16 protein-coding genes are annotated in these 20,304 nt (G+C 69.6%); 12 read left to right on the top strand and 4 right to left on the bottom strand.

Annotated features, from left to right (window positions below; genetic code table 11):
• The first annotated feature begins 83 nt into the window (after window positions 1–83).
• From miaB to L2Z93_RS11795, 3 genes are read left to right on the top strand one after another with little or no spacing between them, the layout of a single operon-like run.
• Window positions 84–1,595: a tRNA (N6-isopentenyl adenosine(37)-C2)-methylthiotransferase MiaB gene (gene miaB, locus L2Z93_RS11805; protein WP_234785951.1), complete on the top strand. Its 1,512-nt coding sequence runs from the start codon at window positions 84–86 to the stop codon at window positions 1,593–1,595.
• Window positions 1,596–2,180, top strand: coding sequence for an Rv2732c family membrane protein (locus L2Z93_RS11800; RefSeq protein WP_090584890.1), 585 nt, complete (start codon window positions 1,596–1,598; stop codon window positions 2,178–2,180).
• A gap of 9 nt (window positions 2,181–2,189) precedes the next feature.
• A complete protein-coding gene (locus L2Z93_RS11795; RefSeq protein WP_128111857.1) occupies window positions 2,190–2,720 on the top strand; it encodes a hypothetical protein in 531 nt (176 codons plus the stop codon).
• Window positions 2,721–2,793: 73 nt separating this feature from the next.
• On the opposite strand, the gene L2Z93_RS11790 is transcribed toward L2Z93_RS11795, so the two are convergent.
• On the bottom strand, window positions 2,794–4,173 hold the full coding sequence (locus L2Z93_RS11790) for a DUF349 domain-containing protein (RefSeq protein ID WP_090584888.1): 1,380 nt from the start codon (window positions 4,171–4,173) through the stop codon (window positions 2,794–2,796).
• A 128-nt stretch (window positions 4,174–4,301) separates the two neighbouring features.
• On the opposite strand from L2Z93_RS11790, the gene L2Z93_RS11785 reads away from it, so the two are divergent.
• The 5 genes from L2Z93_RS11785 (at window position 4,302) to hflX (ending at window position 9,335) form a co-directional block, all read left to right on the top strand.
• Entirely contained in the window at window positions 4,302–5,258 is a 957-nt protein-coding gene (locus L2Z93_RS11785) for a DMT family transporter (protein WP_165782303.1), read from the top strand.
• 10 nt (window positions 5,259–5,268) lie between these two features.
• Window positions 5,269–5,976 carry a class III extradiol ring-cleavage dioxygenase family protein gene (locus L2Z93_RS11780; protein WP_090584887.1) on the top strand — a complete coding sequence of 236 codons (708 nt, stop codon included), beginning with the start codon at window positions 5,269–5,271 and terminating at the stop codon, window positions 5,974–5,976.
• Entirely contained in the window at window positions 5,964–6,887 is a 924-nt protein-coding gene (miaA, locus tag L2Z93_RS11775) for a tRNA (adenosine(37)-N6)-dimethylallyltransferase MiaA (RefSeq protein WP_090584885.1), read from the top strand. The genes L2Z93_RS11780 and miaA overlap by 13 nt, the downstream gene beginning before the upstream one ends.
• 4 nt (window positions 6,888–6,891) lie before the next feature.
• Window positions 6,892–7,761 (top strand): diaminopimelate epimerase, encoded by an 870-nt coding sequence (gene dapF / locus L2Z93_RS11770; protein ID WP_090584883.1) that lies wholly within the window; start codon window positions 6,892–6,894, stop codon window positions 7,759–7,761.
• A gap of 65 nt (window positions 7,762–7,826) precedes the next feature.
• Entirely contained in the window at window positions 7,827–9,335 is a 1,509-nt protein-coding gene (hflX, locus tag L2Z93_RS11765) for a GTPase HflX (protein ID WP_090584881.1), read from the top strand.
• Here hflX and L2Z93_RS11760 read toward each other — a convergent pair.
• The 3 genes from L2Z93_RS11760 to L2Z93_RS11750 form a co-directional block, all read right to left on the bottom strand.
• On the bottom strand, window positions 9,332–10,948 hold the full coding sequence (locus L2Z93_RS11760) for a PE-PPE domain-containing protein (protein ID WP_090584878.1): 1,617 nt from the start codon (window positions 10,946–10,948) through the stop codon (window positions 9,332–9,334). The two genes, hflX and L2Z93_RS11760, sit on opposite strands and share 4 nt — an antisense overlap.
• A 127-nt stretch (window positions 10,949–11,075) precedes the next feature.
• Window positions 11,076–12,134: a GTP 3',8-cyclase MoaA gene (gene moaA, locus L2Z93_RS11755; RefSeq protein WP_090584877.1), complete on the bottom strand. Its 1,059-nt coding sequence runs from the start codon at window positions 12,132–12,134 to the stop codon at window positions 11,076–11,078.
• Entirely contained in the window at window positions 12,135–13,388 is a 1,254-nt protein-coding gene (locus L2Z93_RS11750) for an MFS transporter (RefSeq protein ID WP_090584875.1), read from the bottom strand.
• A gap of 169 nt (window positions 13,389–13,557) precedes the next feature.
• Between L2Z93_RS11750 and L2Z93_RS11745 the strand changes: the two genes are divergently transcribed.
• From L2Z93_RS11745 to narI, 4 genes are read left to right on the top strand one after another with little or no spacing between them, the layout of a single operon-like run.
• Complete coding sequence (locus L2Z93_RS11745; protein WP_090584873.1) at window positions 13,558–17,280, top strand: nitrate reductase subunit alpha; 3,723 nt, start codon at window positions 13,558–13,560, stop codon at window positions 17,278–17,280.
• Entirely contained in the window at window positions 17,277–18,908 is a 1,632-nt protein-coding gene (gene narH, locus L2Z93_RS11740) for a nitrate reductase subunit beta (RefSeq protein WP_090584871.1), read from the top strand. Before L2Z93_RS11745 ends, narH begins: the two co-directional genes overlap by 4 nt.
• Complete coding sequence (narJ, locus tag L2Z93_RS11735; RefSeq protein ID WP_090584869.1) at window positions 18,905–19,549, top strand: nitrate reductase molybdenum cofactor assembly chaperone; 645 nt, start codon at window positions 18,905–18,907, stop codon at window positions 19,547–19,549. Before narH ends, narJ begins: the two co-directional genes overlap by 4 nt.
• Window positions 19,546–20,304 carry a respiratory nitrate reductase subunit gamma gene (gene narI, locus L2Z93_RS11730; RefSeq protein ID WP_090584867.1) on the top strand — a complete coding sequence of 253 codons (759 nt, stop codon included), beginning with the start codon at window positions 19,546–19,548 and terminating at the stop codon, window positions 20,302–20,304. The genes narJ and narI overlap by 4 nt, the downstream gene beginning before the upstream one ends.

The following is a 20,304-nucleotide window of genomic DNA, read 5'->3' as shown; positions in this document are numbered from 1 at the left end:
CAGGACCCTACCCAGGACTCCGGCGGATTTCGCGGCGTATGCGGCGATTTTTACCCTTACCGCAGTCTCCGTAACATGGACGGGTGACTTCAGCGGCCCCACGCACCTACCAGGTCCGCACCTACGGCTGTCAGATGAACGTGCACGACTCCGAGCGGTTGTCCGGGCTGCTCGAGGACGCCGGCTACCGGCGCGCGGCCGACGGCGACGACGCCGACGTGGTGGTGTTCAACACCTGCGCGGTCCGGGAAAACGCGGACAACAAGCTCTACGGCAACCTCAGCCACCTGGCCCCGCGCAAGCAGGCCGATCCGGGCATGCAGATCGCCGTCGGCGGGTGCCTGGCGCAGAAGGACCGGGCGAGCGTGCTGGACCGCGCGCCCTGGGTCGACGTGGTGTTCGGCACGCACAACATCGGGTCTCTGCCGGCGCTGCTGGACCGGGCGCGGCACAATCGCGCCGCGCAGGTCGAGATCATCGACGCGCTGGAGGAGTTCCCGTCGGATCTGCCGGCGGCCCGGGAGTCCTCGTACGCCGCGTGGGTGTCGATCTCGGTGGGCTGCAACAACACCTGCACGTTCTGCATCGTGCCGTCGCTGCGCGGCAAGGAAGTCGACCGTCGCCCCGGCGACATCCTGGCCGAGGTGCAGGCGCTGGTCGACCAGGGCGTGCTGGAGGTGACGCTGCTCGGGCAGAACGTCAACGCTTACGGCGTGTCCTTCGCCGACCCCGAGCTCCCGCGGGACCGTGGGGCGTTCGCGAAACTGCTGCGCGCCTGCGGGAACATCGACGGCCTGGAGCGGGTGCGGTTCACCTCGCCGCATCCGGCCGAGTTCACCGACGACGTCATCGACGCGATGGCCGCGACTCCCAACATCTGCCCGCAGTTGCACATGCCGCTGCAGTCCGGCTCCGACCGGATCCTCAAGGCCATGCGGCGGTCCTACCGCGCCGAGAAGTTCCTGGGCATCATCGACCGGGTGCGCGAGAAGATGCCGCACGCGGCGATCACAACCGACCTCATCGTCGGCTTCCCGGGTGAGACCGAGGAGGACTTCCAGGCCACCCTCGATGTCGTCGAGCGGGCCCGGTTCGCCAGCGCGTTCACCTTCCAGTACTCCAAGCGCCCCGGCACCCCGGCTGCCACGCTGGCCGACCAGGTTCCGCCCGAAGTGGTCAAGGAGCGCTATGGCCGGTTGATCGAACTGCAGGAACGGATCTGCATGGCGGGCAACGCCGAGCAGGTCGGGCGGACGGTGGAGCTGCTGGTGGCCGCCGGGGAGGGCCGCAAGGACACCGCCACCGCCCGGCTGACCGGCCGCGCCCGGGACGGCCGGCTGGTGCACTTCGCGCCCGGCGACGTCGACGGCATCCGGCCCGGCGACATCGTGACTGCGCAGGTGACCGCGGCCGCGCCGCACCATCTGGTCGCCGACGGCGGCGTGCTGAGTCACCGTCGCACCCGCGCCGGCGACGCGCACGAGGCCGGCCAGCGGCCGGTGACAGGAGTGAAACGCGTCGGCCTGGGCATGCCGGGGCTGGGCCGGCCCGCGCCGCAACCGGCGCTGTCGAGCTGCGGAAGCGGGTGTTCCTAGATGAGCGGCGGCGAGAACGGGTTCGACGAGTTCCGCAGCGAACTGAAGGACGCCGAGCGCCGGGTGGCCCGCGAGATCGACCCGGGCATGCGGGCCGTCATCGTCGCGGTGCTGGTGTTCGTGCTGCTCATCGGGATGCTGCTGCTGCCACAGGCCGGCGACGCCCGCGGCGTCGACATCCTGGCCTATAACGAGAAGGCACAGGCGATCCACGCCGCGCTGCCGCACCGGGTGTTCTGCTGGTTGGTGCTGGTGTTCGGCATCGGGTTCTCCATGCTGGCGCTGCTGACCCGGCGCTGGGGGGTGGCCTGGGTCGCGGTGGCCGGTTCGGCGATCGCCTGCCCGCTGGGCATGTTCGCGGTGTGGAGCCGTCAGACCGCGGCCGCCGGCCTGCCGGGGCCCGCCATCGGGCTCTATGTCACCTGGTTCGCGATCCTGCTGCTCACCTTCCACTGGATCCGGGTGGTGTGGTCGCGCACCGCGGCGCAGATGGCCGACGAGGAGCACCGTCGTGCGCAAGCCGCCGCCGAGCAGGGCAGAACTTTGCTGGAGTCAATCGACCCGGATGACGACGACGGCAAATAAGCTCGCCGTATGACGAACGCGGAGCAAACCCCCGGCCCGGGTGACCGGGCGCAGTCCTGGCTGCGCAAGGGCGCGCTGATTCTGATCACGGTGGCGCTGCTGATCGGCGCGTACTTCCTGGGCGCGGCGTTCCTGCCGCGCTGGTGGGCCCAGCAGATCGGGCACCGCGTCGGCGGCTCGTTCAGCGGCGGCGTCGGGATCGGGCTGACCATCGGGTTCGTCTGCACCGTGGTGCCGATCGTGCTGGTGGTGTTCGCGATCCTGTGGCGGCGGCGCTGGAACAACGTGCCCACCATCGCCTGCCTGATCGGCGCGGCGGTGGCCGCGGTGCCGAACCTGCTGACCCTGGCCGTGGTGCTGGGCACCGGCAACGCCGCGCACGCCGGAGAGCGGGTCATGGACGTCGACGCGCCCGCATTCCGCGGCGCGAGCCTGTGGGGCGCGATCGCCGGCGCCGCGATGGGCGCCCTGGTGGCCTACCTCGTCTGGGGTTATCGCCGGCGCGGCCGCAAACTCCACGCGGCCACCCACCCCGACTGAGTCGCAAGCAAAGCCGGAGGCACGGAGGCTTTGCGCAGCGGGCTCAGCGCATCAAGCCCCGACTGAGCCGCTCCTAGCGCTTCTTGCTGACCGCCTGGGTCGCCGTCTGCGCCCAGTCCCGCCACTGCGCGGCGCTGGCCCGAGCCTGCTCGGCCTCCTTGGCACGACCGGCCGCCTCGGCCTTGGCGGCCTGCTTCTCGAACTGCTCGGCGCGGGCGATGAACTGCTCGGCGCGGGCCTGAGCCTCCGGATCGGGCCGATCGGACTCCTCGGCGTCCCGGATCTTCTTCTCCACCACGCGCAGCCGTCGCTCCAGCTCGGCGGCCCGCTCGCGCGGCGCCCGGCCCAACTCGTCCCACTTGTCGGTGATGGCGCGCAACGCGGCGCGGGCCGCCTTGCGGTTGGACACGTCGATCTTCTCCGCCTCGGCCAGCAACTGCTCCTTGGCCTCGGCGTTGGCGGTGAGCTCCGCTTCCCGCTCGGCGCTCTGGGCGTTGCGGGCGGTGAAGAAGGTGTCCTGGGCCGCCTTGAACCGCTTCCACAGCGCGTCGTCGATGTCGCGGGTGGTGCGCCCGGCGGCCTTCCACTCGGTCAGCAGATTGCGGAACGCGGAGCTGGTGGCGGCCCAGTCGGTCGAGGCGGCCAGCGCTTCGGCGCGCTCGCACAGTTCGGTCTTGGCCTTGCGCACCCCGGCGCGGCCCCGATCCAACTCGGCGAAGTGGGTGCCGCGGCGCCGGTTGAACGACTCCCGCGCCGCGGAGAACCGCTTCCACAGCAGGTCGTCGGTCTTGCGGTCCAGCCCGGAGATGGCCTTCCACTCATCGAGGATGGTCTTGAACCGCTCGCCGGCGGACTTCCACTGGGTGGAGTTGGCGGCCAGGTCCTCCGCCTCGGCCGCGAGGGCTTCCTTACGGGCGGTCTGCTCGGCGCGCCGCTGTTCCCGTTCGGCGCGGGCGGCTTCGGCGGCCTCCCCGGCGTGTTCGGCCAGCACCGCCAGCCGGGCCCGCAACGCGTCGACGTCGCCGAGCACATGCGCTTCTGGCAGCGTCTCGATCAGGTGCGCGGCGGCGGCGCCGATCTTTCGGGCATCCCCGGCGCCGGAAGCCAGCCGTCGTTCCAGCAGCGCCACCTCGGTGGCCAGGTCGTCATAGCGGCGGCCGAAATGCTCATAGGCGGCGTCGGCGTCGCCGGCCTGCCAGGTCGCGATGACGCGCTCACCGTCGGCGGTGATCAGCCACACCGTGCCGTCGGCGTCGACGCGGCCGTGCCGGCGTGGATCACTGGCCAATGTGGTGAGCACCGGCGCGCTCGGATGCGGGCCGGGCTTGGGGCCCGGTTTCGGACCGGGCCGCGGGCCCGGGCGGGGCGCGGGGGTGGGTGCGGAGGTGGCAGCGGGGGCCTCCGCCGTGGCGGTGGCCTCCGGGGTGTCCTGCGTCGAATCCGGTGTGGTCATCTTCGAACCTCGTCCCTGCCGTCGCGCGGACCTTCCGCGCACTGCCGCGCATTGCGGCGCCAACCGGACCGTGACAACACGCCCGGGTACCGCACCATTCAAGCAGGCAGGCGCCCGGCGCGTCACGAATGTGGAGTTGCGTCGGCGTCGCCGGGCTGGTTGCCTGGCAGATCGTGTCCACCTCAGGGATCGCGTCCGCGCTGCTCGCGCTGGCCGCCGCGCTGTTCATCGGCATCGGCAATGTGCTGCATCAGCGGGCCGCGCACGCCGTCACCGACGAGCCCGTCGGCACCTTCGAACTGCTCGGCAAACTGCTGCGGGACTGGCCGTGGTGGCGCGGCAGCCTGATCGCCGCGCTCGGCTTCGGCTGCCAGGCCGCCGCCCTCGGGCTCGGCTCGGTGCTGATGGTGCAGTCCCTGATGGTCACCTCGCTGTTGTTCGCCCTGATCATCAACGCGCGGGTGACCCACCGCGCGGTGCCGGCCGGCGAATGGGTGTGGGCGGTGCTGCTGGCCGCGTCGATCTCGGTGATCGTCACCGTCGGCAAGCCCACTCCGGGCGCGGCGCGGGCGTCCCTGGAGACCTGGACGATCGTCGCGGCGATCCTGGTCCCGACGGCCATCGCCTGCCTGATCGGCGCCCGGATCTGGTCCGGCGCGGTGCGGGCGGTGCTGCTGGGCCTGGTGTCCGGGAGCCTGTGGGGCGTCTTCGCGGTGCTGACCAAGGGCATGGTCGAACTCTTCGGCTCCGGCCCGATGGCCGTGCTCACCTCCCCGGAGCTCTACGCCTGGGTGCTTGTCGCCATCGGCGGCACCGCCTGGCAGCAGGCGTCGTTCCGGGCCGGCGCGCTGACCGCGTCGCTGCCCACGATGACGATCACCGAGCCGATGGTCGGATCGCTGCTCGGCGTGTTCGTGCTGGGCGAGACCCTGCACCCGGGGAACTCCGGCTGGTGGCTGTTGGGCGCCACGGTGGTGGTGATGGTGATCGCGACCGCTCGGCTGGCCCGAGTCGAGGCCACCGCCATGCAGGACGCAGAAGCCGCCGAGGACGCTGCGAAGGGCGCGGCGCCGGCCGGGCGATAACGTTGACCCCGTGCTGACGGCCATCGCGATCATCCCGTCGCCGCCAGTGCTGGTGCCCGAACTGGTCGGCTCCGCCGCCGGCGAATTCACCGAACTGCGCGCCGCGGCGCTGGCCGCGGCCGGCGCGTTGCCGCCGCGGTGGGTGGCGGTGGGGACCGGATCCCCGGCGGTGATCGACGGCGGCGCGGTCGGCTCCTTCGGCGGGTACGGCGCCGACGTCACGGTGTCGCTGTCCGCGCGGGCCGACGCGCCGGTCACAGAACTGCCGCTGTGCGCGCTGATCACCGGCTGGATCCGCGGCCGGGTCGACCCGGCCGCCACCGCCGAGGTTCGATGCTTCCCGGCCGACATCCCCGCAGGCGAGGCCGTGGCCGCCGGGGCGCAACTGCGCGCCGAATTCGACCGATCTCCGCAGCGCATCGGGGTGTTGATCGTCGCCGACGGTTGCGCGACGCTGACCCCGGCGGCGCCCGGAGGATTCGACCCGGGCGCCGAAGCGATCCAGCGCGATCTCGACGCGGCGCTGGCCGCCGCGGACGCCGCCGCGCTCGCGGATCTCCCCGACGCCGTCGTCGGGCGCGCGCCGCTGGCGGTGCTGTCCGGGCTGGCCGGCCGGTCGCAGTGGGAGGCACGAGAGCTGTATCGCGGCGCCCCCCTGGGCGTGGGGTACTTCGCTGGGATCTGGCTTCCCGGGGAGCCCGCGCCGTGCGACCGATAGCCGTCATCGGCCCGACCGGGACCGGCAAATCCGAACTTGCCCTGGACATCGCCGAACGGCTGGCCGCCGACGGGCTGACCGCGGAGGTGGTCAACGCCGACGCCATGCAGCTCTACCGCGGCATGGACATCGGCACCGCGAAACTGCCGGTCGGGCAGCGCCGCGACATCGCCCACCACCAGCTCGACGTCCTGGAGATCACCGAAACCGCGACCGTCGCCAACTATCAGGCCGCGGCCGCCGCCGATGTGGAGGCGATCATCGCGCGCGGCGCGGTCCCGCTGATCGTCGGAGGATCGATGCTGTACCTGCAGTCGCTGCTGGACGACTGGAGCTTCCCGGCCACCGACCCCACCGTGCGGGCCCGCTGGGAAGCCCGGCTCGCGCAGGTCGGGGTGGCCGCCCTGCATGCCGAACTCGCCCTCGTCGACCCCGATGCCGCCGCGAACATCCGCAACACCGACGGGCGGCGCGTCGTCCGGGCGCTGGAGGTCGTCGAAATCACCGGCCAGCCGTTCGCCGCTTCCGCTCCGGTCATCGGCGCCGCGCCCCGCTGGAACACGCTGATCCTCGGATTGGACTGCGACACCGAGGTTTTGGACCAGCGACTGCGGACCCGCACGGCGACCATGTTCGACACCGGCCTGGTCGGCGAGGTCCGCGAGTTGCTCACGGTCGGACTGCGCGACGGCGTGACAGCGTCCCGCGCGCTGGGCTACGCCCAGGTGATCGCCGACCTGGACGACGGCGGCGACGGGTCAGCAGCGCAGGAGCCGACCTTCATCGGCACCCGCCGCTACGTCCGCCGGCAACGCTCCTGGTTCCGGCGCGACCCGCGGGTGCGCTGGCTGACCTCGGGGGCGCCGGAGAACGCCGCGACCGCGCTGGCGGCGTGGCGGGAAGTATCCTGAGCAGGTGGAATTCGCCAAGGGACACGGCACCCAGAACGACTTCGTGGTGCTGCCCGACCTGGCCGCCCGGCTCGACCTGACCCGCGAAGCGGTTTCCGCGCTGTGCGACCGCCGCCGCGGACTGGGCGCCGACGGCATCCTGCGGGTCACTCGCATCGGCGCCGCCCGCGACGCCGGGGTGGGCATCGCCCGCGCCGAGGCGCTCGCGTCCGGGGACTGGTTCATGGACTACCGCAATGCCGACGGCTCGATCGCCGAGATGTGCGGCAACGGGGTGCGGGTGTTCGCGCATTACCTGGTGGCCAGCGGGCTGGAGACCCGCACCGAGTTCGTCGTCGGGACCCTCGCCGGGCCGCGCCCGGTGCGGCTCTCCAACGTCGGACAGGTGCGTGCCGAGGTCACCGTCGACATGGGCGTCGCGCGGCGCACCGGCGTCGGTTCGGCGACCGTCGGCGGGCGCGAGTTCACCGGCGTCGGAGTCGACGTCGGAAACCCGCACCTGGCCTGCGTGGACCCGGAGCTGAGCGTCGCCGAGCTGGCCGCCCTGGACGTGGGCGGCCCGGTGTCATTCGACTCGGCGCAGTTCCCGCAGGGCGTCAATATCGAGGTGCTCACCGCGCCGGTCGATGACGCCGTGCGGATGCGGGTCAACGAGCGCGGGGTGGGGGAGACCCGGTCCTGTGGCACCGGCACCGTCGCAGCCGCCGCCGCCGCGCTGGAGCACCTGGGCGCCGACACCGGAACCATCACCGTCGGCATCCCCGGCGGGACCGTGACGGTGCGGATCACCGAGACGACCAGCTATCTGAGCGGGCCGTCGGAGCTGGTGGCACGCGGTGAGATCGCCGACGAGTGGTGGGACGGGCAGCGTTGAGGTTTCGCCCGTCGGAAAACCAGATGCGCGGCCGATGCCCGGCGTGGCAGCATCGGTGATCGAGTATGACGAATCCTGAACTTGACTACCCCGAATACGATCCGACGGCGTTTGACGATCGCCGGGCCTCTTCCTCGAACCCGACGGTGGATGAGCGCCGGGCCTCTTCCTCGCTCGTTCCTCGCTCGTCGAACCCGACGGCCGGCGAACTCGCCCTGTCCGACCGGGCCGCGCTACGCCGAGTGGCCGGCCTGTCCACCGAACTCGACGACGTCACCGAGGTCGAATACCGCAAGCTGCGCCTGGAGCGGGTGGTGCTGGTCGGTGTCTGGACCGAAGGCAGCGCCGCCGACGCCGACGCGAGCCTCACCGAATTGGCCGCGCTGGCGGAAACCGCCGGCTCGGAGGTGCTCGACGGGTTGATCCAGCGTCGCGACAAGCCCGACCCGGCGACCTACATCGGATCCGGCAAGGCCGCCGAACTGCGCCAGATCGTCGTCGCCACCGGCGCGGACACCGTCATCTGCGACGGCGAACTGTCCCCGGCGCAGCTCAACGCGCTGGAGAAGGCGGTCAAGGTCAAGGTCATCGACCGGACCGCGCTGATTTTGGACATCTTCGCCCAGCACGCCACCAGCGCCGAGGGCAAGGCTCAGGTGTCGCTGGCCCAGATGCAGTACATGCTGCCGCGGCTGCGCGGCTGGGGCGAGTCGATGTCCCGGCAGGCCGGCGGCCGCGCCGGTGGCGCGGGCGGCGGGGTGGGCACCCGCGGGCCCGGCGAGACCAAGATCGAGACCGACCGCCGCCGGATCCGGGAGCGGATGTCCAAGCTGCGCCGTGAGATCAAGGACATGAAGAAGATCCGCGACACCCAGCGCAGCGGCCGGGTGCGCAGCGAGGTCGGCCGGATCGCGATCGTCGGCTACACCAACGCCGGCAAGTCCAGCCTGCTCAACGCCCTGACCGGGGCCGGGGTGCTGGTGGAGAACGCGCTGTTCGCGACCCTGGAGCCGACCACCCGCCGTGGTGAATTCGACGACGGTCGGGCGTTCGTGCTGACCGACACCGTCGGCTTCGTCCGGCACCTGCCCACCCAGCTGGTCGAGGCGTTCCAGTCCACCCTGGAAGAGGTCGCCGACGCCGACCTGCTGGTGCACGTCGTCGACGGCTCCGATCCCCGCCCGCTGGAACAGATTTCGGCGGTCCGCATCGTGGTCGACGATGTGATCGCCGACCGTCACAGCTCACCGGTCCGAGAACTGTTGGTGATCAACAAGATTGACGCCGCCGACGAGGTGGAGTTGGCGCGGCTGCGCAGTGCGTTGCCGGACGCGGTGTTCGTCTCCGCGCACACCGGCGCGGGCCTGGACGAACTGCGCGCCCGGATGGCCGACCTCATCGAGCCGCGCGATGTCGCCGTCGACGTCGTCATCCCGTACCAGCGTGGCGATCTGGTGGCCCGGGTGCACGAGATCGGTCGGGTGGAGCTTTCCGAGCACACCGACACCGGCACTCGGATCCGGGCGCACGTTCCGGCGGCGCTGGCCGCCGGGTTGTCCGAGTACGGGACCTAAGCGGCTTCTTTCTGGTCGGCCTGCTTCGGCGCGGCGTCGTTGGCCTCGGCTTTCCTGACCCCGGTCAGGTTGCCGATCGCCTTCTTCACCTCTTTGACGATGGCGCGTAGCGGGCGGGGCCGCTCGGCCTTCTTCTCGGTGATGGCGGTTTCGGCGCCGGTCGCCACGGTGGCGTCCGTGCCGGTCTTTCCGAACAGCTTGGCCAGCGGGCGCTCATTGCCCGGGTTCAGCACGGCAGCGAGCTTCTTGCCGACCTTGGTCTTGGGGGCGAAATCCGACTTGGCGTCAGGTGTGTCGGCGTTCTTGCTGTTGTCCACGACGAGGCTCAGTTGGGCGGGCTCCTGATCGGACACCAGGGTCGTCACCGTCTGGGTCTGAGTGGAGGTTGGGTCGGGGGAGCCGGGCAGGTTCGGGATCTTGTTGCCGTTCTCGATGGTGCTCTTGGCGGCGTCGAAGCCCTCCGGGATGTCGTTGACCAGATCGCGGACCAGCTTGATCGGATTGACCAGCGGCACAATGCCGAACGGCGACGCCTTGCTGTAATCGGAGCGGTCATAACCGGTTTCGATCAGCGTCTGCAGCGCCGGCTGCAGCGCCGCGACGATCGGATTGATCAGGAAGTCTGTCTTGGTGGCGCTGGCCAGATCCAGGAAAGGCTGCGCGATCGGCAACGAGCGTGCGGGCAGCGTCACATAGACGGTGTCACTGTCATCGGACTTCTGGCAGTACTGTCCGTGCGGGTTGGCAGCGCAGCCTGCCACGATGTCCTCAACCTCCTGGACGGTGTAGCCGAACGGATGCTCAGAATCCGGAAGTCCGGTGTACGGGTCCAGATAGGTGCCATGCACGTACTGGAAGCCGGCGATCGCGTTCGCGACGGCCAGCAGGTTGATCGGGTACTTGGGGAAATCGACGACGCCGTCGTACTGCAAGGCGATATCGGTCGTGTTGATCGCCCGCACTCCGTTTTGCAGGGGAGTGGTGTTCGTCGGCGTCGGCTGGCCGAACGTGGCTTCCAGAATCGGGACGGTACCCAGCAACGCGAGCCGCTCGAACAAGCCGCCGTTCGGCCGGTTCGGGTTGCCGATCAGAACGAACTCGGTGTTTGCCGGGACCAGGCCGTTGTTGGCTGCAGCCAGGTTGGCCTTGAAGATGCTGGAGATCGTGGCGCCTTGGGAGTATCCGAACACCACCACGTTGTCGTACTCCCGGGTTTCTCCGGGATTGAGTCCGAGCGCGTCACGATACGACGCGGTCAGGTAACCCAGACCCTGGGACACCGACACGTTCCACTTGTCGCCCTCTAGGCCGCCCCAACCGGGCAGCGGGATCGGCCAGAAGGTGGCGGGATAGAGCACTCCTTCCGGATTGCCGCAATCGATTCCGGCCACCCCGCAAGCCCCGGCGGGGGTGACGTAGTAGGAAACTGCGTTGCCCAGATAATTCTCGCGTGCGGGGATGTACGGGTCTGGCGTGCCGGTGCCGGGCACAATGATCGGGAGCGTGGTCGCCGCCCAGGCCAGCGCCCCCACCGCCATCGCGCCGACGCCCAGCAGCGCCGCCGAGATCAGCGCGATGGTCCCCAGGACAAGTTTCCGGACTGCGCTTCGCATATGCCCCACCTCTTCGCACCGGGCGTCGAAGCTGAGACGACGCTGAGACCGATACTGGCACTGCCGCGGTCGTTTCGATGGGAAACACGCGGATCACGCGGCCCGGCAAGCAGACTCACAGGTAGCGCTACCCGCCGATGGCGTTCATCCCACGCTCAGGCTGCAGGAATGACGGGTCGTCGATGGCGTGCCCGGGCAGTTTCGCCCACACGCAGCGGCGCAGCGTCTCTTCGATCGCAGCTTCGGAGACCTCGCCGGAGATTGGGCGCAGCACCGGCAGCAGGTTGAACTCGCCGGTGGCGAACAGGCAGTTGCGCAGCTGGCCGTCGGCGGTCAGCCGCAGCCGGTCGCAATCGCCGCAGAACGGCGCGGTCACCGAAGCGATCACCCCGACCGCCGCGGGGCCGCCGTCGAGCAGCCACCGTTCGGCCGGCGCGCCGCCGCGCCCGGGCGCCGGCGTCAGACCCCAGCGCGAGGACAGCGCGTCGAGGATCTCGGCGCGGGTGACCATCGCGCCGCGGTCCCAGGTGTGCCCGGCGTCCAGCGGCATCTGCTCGATGAACCGCAATTGGGCGCCGTGGGCCACCGCGAACGCCACCAGGTCGCACAACTCGTCGTCGTTGACTCCGCGGATGGCCACCGCGTTGAGCTTCAGCGGCCGCAGCCCGGAGCGGGCGGCCGCGGCGATGCCGGCGAGCACTTCGTCGAGCCGGTCGCGACGGGTCAGCGCCGCGAACCGGTCGGGGTTCAGGGTGTCGATGCTGATGTTGACCCGGCGAAGCCCGGCGTCGATCAGTTCGTCGAGTCGATCGGCCAGACCGATGCCGTTGGTGGTCATCGCGACTTCGACGGGCCCGTCGGGGCCGCGCAGGCCGGAGAGCGCGGCCACCACCTCGGCGAGGTCGCGGCGCAGCAGCGGCTCACCGCCGGTGAGACGAAAGGCGCCGATCCCGACCGAGGCGGCCACCGCAGCGACGCGGGCGATCTCGGTCGTGGTGAGGATCGACGGACGGGCCAGCCAGGTGTTGCCCTGCTCGGGCATGCAGTAGGCGCAACGCAGCGAGCAGCGGTCGGTCAGCGAGATGCGCAGATCGCGGTGCGTCCGGCCGTGGGCGTCGACCAGCGGCCCTGCGGCGCTATAGCCGCCGGGAGCAGGTCGGCCGAGGGTCAGCGGAATCGCGGTCATCTACTTCAGTGTGGCGCCGGGCGCGGCGCGCTGCCCAGTGTCCTTCAGCATTCCCGCCACGATCAGCGCAAACGTGCCCACGATCACCAGCAGCCATAGTCCCAGCCAGTAGGAGTTGGTGGTCGGGTGATATGTCAGGCCCATCACCAACGGAGGGAAATATCCGCCCAGGCCGCCGGCCGCGGCGACCACGCCGCTGACCGCGCCCATCTTGTCCGGCGGGGTAGACGGACCGACCCAGGCGAACACCGCGCCCATGCCCAACCCCATCGATGACGCCATCGCGATGAACGCCGCGCCGGTGACGATGCCCTCCGGCGGCTCTTGGCCGACCAGATAGGCCAGCGACACGATCCCGCCCAGGGACACCAGCGCGACGATCTTCGGGCCGAACTTGTCGGCCAGCGCACCGCCGATCGGCCGGGCGAGCACCGCCGCCGCCACGAACAGCGCCGTGCGGGAGCCGGCCCCGACGGCGTTCACCTCGTTGGGGTAGATGGTGGTCAGGTACTTCGGCAGGAAAGTGGAGAACGCCACGAAGCCGCCGAACACGATCGCGTACAGGAACGACATCTCCCAGGTGACCGGCAGCTTGAGCGCGCCAGCGACCTTCGGGACCAGCTTCTCGTGGTTGGGCTTCCAGGCCGGAGACTCGCGCATGAGGATCCACACCAGCGCGGCCATGCCGACCAGGGCCGCAGCGATCACCAGATGGGTGGGCAGGTACCCGATGGACTGCTCCAGTCGCGGGGTGAAGAACGCCGACACGCCGGTGCCGATCATGCCCATGCCGAACACGCCGGTGGCGAAGCCGCGCCGCGACGGCGGATACCAGGCGCCCGCGAAGGGGATGCCGACGGCGAAGATGGTGCCCGCCACGCCGAGGCAGAAGCCGGCCACGATGAGCAGCGGGAAACTGCCGATGGTCCCGGCGAACGCGACCAGCAGCACCGCCGGTGCGGACAGCAGCAGAATCGCGGTGAACATGATTCTGCCGCCGTAGCGGTCGGTCAACGCGCCCGAGATGATGCGGCCCAGCGCGCCGACGAGCACCGGGGTCGCCAGCATCAGCGAGATCTGACCTTCGCCGAGATCCATTCGCTCGTTGTAGACGTGTTGCAGCGGGGCGATCGACATCCAGGCCCAGAAGCCGATCGTCGACGCGACGGTCGCCAACAGCACTTGCGGAAAGCCTCCACGCAGCTTCTCCGCAGCTGCGGACTTTGATGCCGTGCGCGCAGGGTCTCCGGTCATGTCAGGCGAGCGTAGTCGTCAAAATGACTGGCAGATAAGCGTTTTCCAACTCTTGATCACAGCAAGTCTTGCAATCTGCAAGTAAGCACAGCCTTGCTTGTGGGCTCTTCGATGAGGGAGCAGGATGGGCGCAGTCGGCAGACAACTCTTACGGGGAGAGGTGACGGCGATGACCCGCGGCAACGGCGCCGAGGTCGGTCCCGCGACAGACGGCCCGTTGGCCGACGCGTTGCTGAGCATGGGACGGTTCCTGCGCCCGGGCACAGTGTCCGAGGACCTGCGGACGGTCTATCTGGAGGGCGGTCGCGCAGGTGACGCGTTCTACCGGGACCGCTGGTCGCACGACAAGGTGGTGCGCTCCACCCACGGCGTCAACTGCACCGGGTCGTGCTCCTGGAAGGTGTACGTCAAGGACGGCATCATCACCTGGGAGACCCAGCAGACCGATTACCCCTCGGTGGGGCCGGACTCTCCGGAGTACGAACCGCGCGGCTGTCCCCGCGGCGCCGCGTTCAGTTGGTACACCTATTCGCCCACCCGGGTGCGCTACCCCTACATCCGCGATGTGCTGGCGCGGTTGTGGCGCGACGCCAAGGAGACCCATCCGGATCCGGTCGACGCATGGGCGGCCATCGTCGAAGACCCGGCGAAGGCCACCCAGTACAAGCGGGCCCGCGGGAAGGGCGGGCTGATCCGCACCAGCTGGGACGAGGCGCTGGAGATCGCGGCCGCCGCGCACGTGCACACGCTGGTGAAATACGGTCCCGACCGGATCGCCGGCTTCTCGCCGATCCCGGCCATGTCGATGGTGTCGCACGGCGCCGGAGCGCGCTTTCTGAACCTGATCGGCGGCACCATGCTGTCGTTCTACGACTGGTACGCCGACCTGCCGGTGGCCAGCCCCCAGGTGTTCGGCGACCAGACCGACGTGCCGGAGTCCGCGGACTGGTGGAACGCCGGCTATCTGATCATGTGGGGATCCAATGTGCCGGTGACCCGCACCCCGGACGCGCACTTCATGGCCGAGGCGCGCTACCGCGGTCAGAAGGTCGTCACCGTCTCGCCGGACTACACCGACAACACCAAGTTCGCCGACGAGTGGGTCGCCCCGCATCCGGGAACCGACGCCGCAGTCGCGCTGGCCATGGGGCACGTCATCCTGCGCGAGCACTTCGTCGACACGCGCACTCCCGCGTTCGAGGACTATCAGCGCCGCTTCACCGACGCGCCGTTCCTGGTCGCGCTGGAACCTCACGGCGACGCGCTGGTGCCGGGCAAGTTCCTCACCGCCTCCGACCTCGACGGCGCGGCCGCGCAGCAGGGCAACGCCGAGTTCAAACCAGTGCTGCTCGACGCCGACGGGACGCCGGTGGTGCCCAACGGCTCACTGGGACACCGGTTTTCCGCGGAGGACGAAGGCCGCTGGAACCTCGATTTGGGCGACATCTGTCCGCCGCTGTCGATCGCCGACCTGGCGGACTGGGACGGGCAAACCGCCGAGATCGCGCTGCCGCGGTTCGACCTGGACCCCGCGCCCGGTCAGGAACATGCCGGCGGCTCAGGCGTGGTGCGCCGTGGCGTGCCGGTGCGCGCGGTCGCCGGGCGGAAGGTCACCACGGTTTTCGACTTGATGCTGGCCCAGTACGGCGTCGGCCGCGATGGCCTGCCCGGTCACTGGCCGACCGGATACGACGACGACTCCACCCCGGGAACCCCGTCCTGGCAGCAGCGGCACACCTCGGTGCCGGCCGCGCAGGTCACCCGCATCGCACGCGAATTCGCCGACAACGCAGTGCGTTCCGGCGGCCGGTCGATGATCCTGATGGGCGCCGGGACCAATCATTGGTTCCACTCCGACACCATCTACCGCACCTTCCTGGCGCTGACCACCCTGACCGGCTGCCAGGGCAGAAATGGCGGCGGTTGGGCGCACTACGTCGGGCAGGAGAAGGTCCGCCCGGTCACCGGCTACCAGCAGTATGCCGCGGCCGCGGACTGGAACCGCCCGCCGCGGTTCAACATCGGCACCGCGTTCTGGTACATCGCCACTGACCAGTGGCGTTACGACGGGTTGCCCGCTGACGCGCTGGCGTCCCCGCTGAGCCGAGACGTCTTCGCCGGCCGCACCACCGCCGACTGCCTGGTCGAGTCGGTCAAGCGCGGCTGGATGCCCAGCTACCCGACGTTCAATCGAAACCCATTGGCGCTGTGCGACGAAGCCGATGTCCTCGGCAAGGACCCGGCCCAGCACGTGGTGGACAGCCTGAACGACGGCTCGCTGCGCTACGCAGTCGAGGACCCGGACGCGACGGAGAACTTCCCCCGGATCGCGCTGATCTGGCGGGCCAACATCCTGGGCTCCTCCGGCAAGGGCAACGAGTACTTCCTCAAGCACCTGCTGGGGGCCGACTCGGCGGTTCGGGCCGCTGAAACTTCCGAGGGGTCCCGGCCTTCGAGCATCCGGTGGCGCGAGCAGGCCCCCGAGGGCAAGCTCGACCTGCTGCTGACCGCGGACTTCCGGATGACCAGCACCACGCTGTTCTCCGACCTGGTGATGCCTGCGGCCACCTGGTATGAAAAGCATGACCTGTCCTCGACGGACATGCACCCGTTCGTGCACTCGTTCAACCCGGCGATCAACCCGCCTTGGCAGACCAAGACCGACTACGAGATGTTCGGCCTGTTGGCCGAGCGGTTCAGTGAGTACGCGCGCGGTCACCTCGGGGTGCGCCGCGACCTGGTCGCCACCCCGCTTCAGCACGACACCCCCGACGTGCTGGCCACCCCGCACGGCCGGGTGGTCGACGCCCCGCTGAAACCGGGTGTGACAATGCCGAAACTTGTTGTGGTGGAACGGGATTACCCGATGCTCGCCGAGCGCTGGAAGACCCTGGGCCCGCTGATCGGCAAGCTCGGTCTGGTCACCAAGGGCGTCAAGTACAGCTATGAGCCGGAACTCAAACGTCTGGCCGGGCTCAACGGGACCGTCGCCGCCGGCCCCTACGCGGGCAGCGTGCGGCTGGACACCGACCAGCGGGTCTGCGAGGTGATCCTGGCGCTGTCGGGCACCACCAACGGCCGTGTCGCCGTCGCGGGCTTTCGCGAGTTGGAGCGCCAGACCGGCCAGGAGCTGGCGTTCCTGGCCGCCGACCACGCCGGGTCGCACATCACCTTCTCCGACGTGTCGATTCAGCCGCGCAGCGTGATCACCTCGCCGGAGTGGTCGGGGTCCGAACACGGCGGGCGGCGCTACACCGCTTTCGCGGTGAACGTCGAGCACCTCAAGCCGTGGCACACCTTGACCGGCCGACAACACTTCTACCTCGACCACGACTGGATGTCGGAGTTGGGGGAGAACCTGCCGACCTACCGCCCGCCGCTGGATATGCACCGGCTCTTCGGCGACGAAATACTCGGCGCGACAACCTCAACCGACGTCTCGGTGCGCTACCTGACACCGCACTCCAAGTGGTCGATCCACTCCGAATACCAGGACAACCTGTTCATGCTGTCGCTGTCACGCGGCGGTCCGGTCATTTGGATGAGCCCACAGGACGCCGCGAAGATCGGGGTCCGCGACAACGAGTGGATCGAGGCGGTCAACCGCAACGGCGTTGTCGTCGCCCGCGCCAACGTCAGCCACCGGATGCCCGAGGGCACGGTGTACATGTACCACGCCACCGACCGCACCGTGGACGTGCCGATCGCCGAGGCGTCCGGGCTGCGCGGCGGTATCCACAACTCGCTGACCCGGATCCTGCTCAAACCCAGCCACCTGATCGGCGGGTACGCCCAATTGGCCTGGGCGTTCAACTATCTCGGTCCCACCGGGAACCAGCGCGACGAGGTGACGACCATCCGTCGCCGCAGCCAGGAGGTGGCGTACCGATGAAGGTCATGGCGCAGATGGCGATGGTGATGAACCTCGACAAGTGCATCGGGTGCCACACCTGCTCGGTCACCTGTAAGCAGGCCTGGACCAACCGCACGGGCGTGGAATACGTGTGGTTCAACAATGTGGAAACCCGTCCGGGCGTTGGGTTTCCGCGCGGATACCAGGACCAGGACAAGTGGCAGGGCGGCTGGGTGCGGACCCGCCGCGGCCGGCTGAAGCTGCGCGCCGGCGGCCGGTTCGCCAAGCTGCTGCGGATCTTCTCCAACCCGAAGCTGCCGGAGATGAGCGACTACTACGAGCCGTGGACCTACGACTACGACATGCTCATCAACTCCCCGGCCGGCCAGCACACCCCGGTCGCCCGGCCCAAGAGCCTGATCACCGGACAGGACATGAAAATCTCCTGGTCGGCGAACTGGGACGACGACCTCGGTGGCTCGCTGGAGACCATGCACGAGGACCCGATCCTGGCCAAGATGAGCGAACAGGTGGAGGCCGAGTTCGAGAAGGCCTTCATGTTCTACCTGCCGCGGATCTGCGAACACTGCCTGAACCCCGCCTGTGTGGCGTCGTGTCCGTCTGGCGCGATGTACAAGCGCGCCGAGGACGGCATCGTGCTGGTCGACCAGGACGCCTGCCGCGGGTGGCGGATGTGCGTGTCGGGGTGTCCCTACAAGAAGGTGTACTTCAACCACAAGACCGGCAAGGCCGAGAAGTGCACGCTGTGCTATCCGCGGATCGAGGTCGGCCTGCCGACGGTGTGCTCGGAAACCTGCGTCGGGCGGCTGCGCTACCTGGGCCTGGTTCTCTACGACGTGGAGAAGGTCGCCGCCGCGGCAGCGGTGGAGAATGAGCACGACCTGCTCGACGCGCACCGCGCGGTGCTGCTGGATCCCCATGACCCGGCCGTCGTGGAAGCAGCCCGCCGCGACGGCATCCCCGAGGACTGGATCGAAGCCGCGCAGGCCAGCCCGATCTGGAAACTGATCCAGCGCTATGAGGTGGCGCTGCCGCTGCATCCGGAGTACCGCACCATGCCGATGGTCTGGTACATCCCGCCGCTGTCACCGGTCGTCGACGTGGTCAGCGGATCCGGCAACGACGGGGAGGACGCGCGCACCCTGTTCGCCGCGATCGACAAACTGCGCATCCCGATCGGCTACCTGGCCGAATTGTTCACCGCCGGGGATGTCGCCCCGGTGGACACAGCGCTGCGCCGGCTGGCGGCCATGCGTTCCTACATGCGCGGAATCAACCTCGACAACGAGCGCGATGAGCGGATCGCCACCGCGGTCGGCATGACGGGCCGCGACATCGAGGAGATGTACCGGCTGCTGGCGATCGCGAAGTACGAGGACCGTTACGTCATCCCCACCGCGCACGCCGAGCAGGGGCGCCAACTCGACGAACTGGCCTGCGCCCTGGACTATGACGGCGGGCCCGGGATGGGCGGCGGCGTATTCGGTTCCGCCAGTGGATATTCGGTGCCGGTGGCGGTGGAGAACTTCCACGGGCTGGCTGCCCGGCAGACCGCCGACCAGCCGTCGTCGGGCAAGGTCAACCTGCTCAACTGGGACGGCAACGGCCGCCCCGACGGGATGTTCCCGCACCGAGGTGAGCGATGACCGCGCCGGTCCGGATGGATGAGCGCACCCGGGCCCATGCCCACATGTTGGCCTCGCTGCTGCTGGACTACCCCGACGCGGTCTGGTTCGACCGGCTGCCGGGCCTGCGCGCGCACGCCGCCGCGCTGCCCACCCCGATCGCCGGCGAACTGCTCGCCTTCATCGACGCCGTGTCGGACAGCGGGCCGCTGGCGCTGCAGCGCGACTACGTCGCCACCTTCGACCTCAAACGCAAATGCTCGATGTATTTGAGTTACTACGCCACCGGAGACACCCGCCGCCGCGGGACCGCGCTGGTGGCGTTCCTGGAGGCCTACCGCGCCGCCGGCTGGGAGTTCGACGCCGCCGAGCTGCCCGACTACCTGCCCGCGGTGCTGGAGTTCTCGGCGCGTTCCGGTTCACCGATCGCCGGCGCGCTCCTGGCCGCCCACCGCGACGGACTCGAGGTGCTGCGCACCGCGCTGGAGGGCATGGGCAGTCCCTGGGCCCCGGTGATCCGGGCGGTGACGGCGTCGCTGCCGCCGATCGGCGAGCGCACCCGCGCCCGGGTGCTGGCGCTGGTCAACGACGGCCCGCCGGCCGAAACCGTCGGATTGAGTCTGCCCATGCCCGCCTTCGGATTCGCCGGGAGCACGCGATGAACACACTCGAGATCCTGCTCTGGGTGGCGGCGCCCTACATCTGCTTCGCGACCTTCGTCGTCGGCCACCTGTGGCGGTACCGCTACGACAAATTCGGCTGGACCACCCGCTCGTCGCAGAGCTACGAGAACCGGCTGCTGCGCTGGGGATCGCCGATGTTCCACTACGGCATCCTGATGGTCATCGCTGGCCACGCCGTCGGCCTGCTCATCCCGGCCGAATGGCTCTACGCCATCGGCATCGATGAGCACGCCTACCACCTGGGCGCCACCTGGATGGGGTCGTTCGCCGCGGTGCTCACCCTGGCTGGGCTGGCGATCCTGATCTACCGCCGGCGCATGGTGGCCGCGGTGTTCCTGGCCACCACCAAGATGGACAAGCTCATGTACGTGATGCTCGGGTCCACGCTGTTTTTCGGGACCCTCGCCACCTCGGCGCACCAGGTGTTCGGCAAGGGCTACGACTACCGCTCGACGGTGTCGCCGTGGTTCCGCGACCTGATTCTGCTGGACCCGCACCCGGAGCTGATGGCCGACGTGCCGCTGGCGTTCAAGATCCACATCGTCAGCGCCTGCCTGCTGTTCGCGCTGTGGCCCTTCACCCGGCTGGTGCACGTGTTCTCGGCGCCGGTCGGTTACCTGTTCCGGCCGTACGTGGTCTACCGCTCCCGCGACGACCACCGCGGCAACCGGGCCGCGCGCCGCGGCTGGGACCCGATCGAAGCGCCCGACCCCGCCCGCCTGCACAAGCTTTAG

Source organism: Mycolicibacterium brumae (assembly GCF_025215495.1).
In the GTDB taxonomy this organism is placed as follows: domain Bacteria; phylum Actinomycetota; class Actinomycetes; order Mycobacteriales; family Mycobacteriaceae; genus Mycobacterium; species Mycobacterium brumae.
The sequence above is the reverse complement of the archived record's forward strand: the minus strand, read 5'-3'. Positions and strand labels throughout refer to the sequence as shown.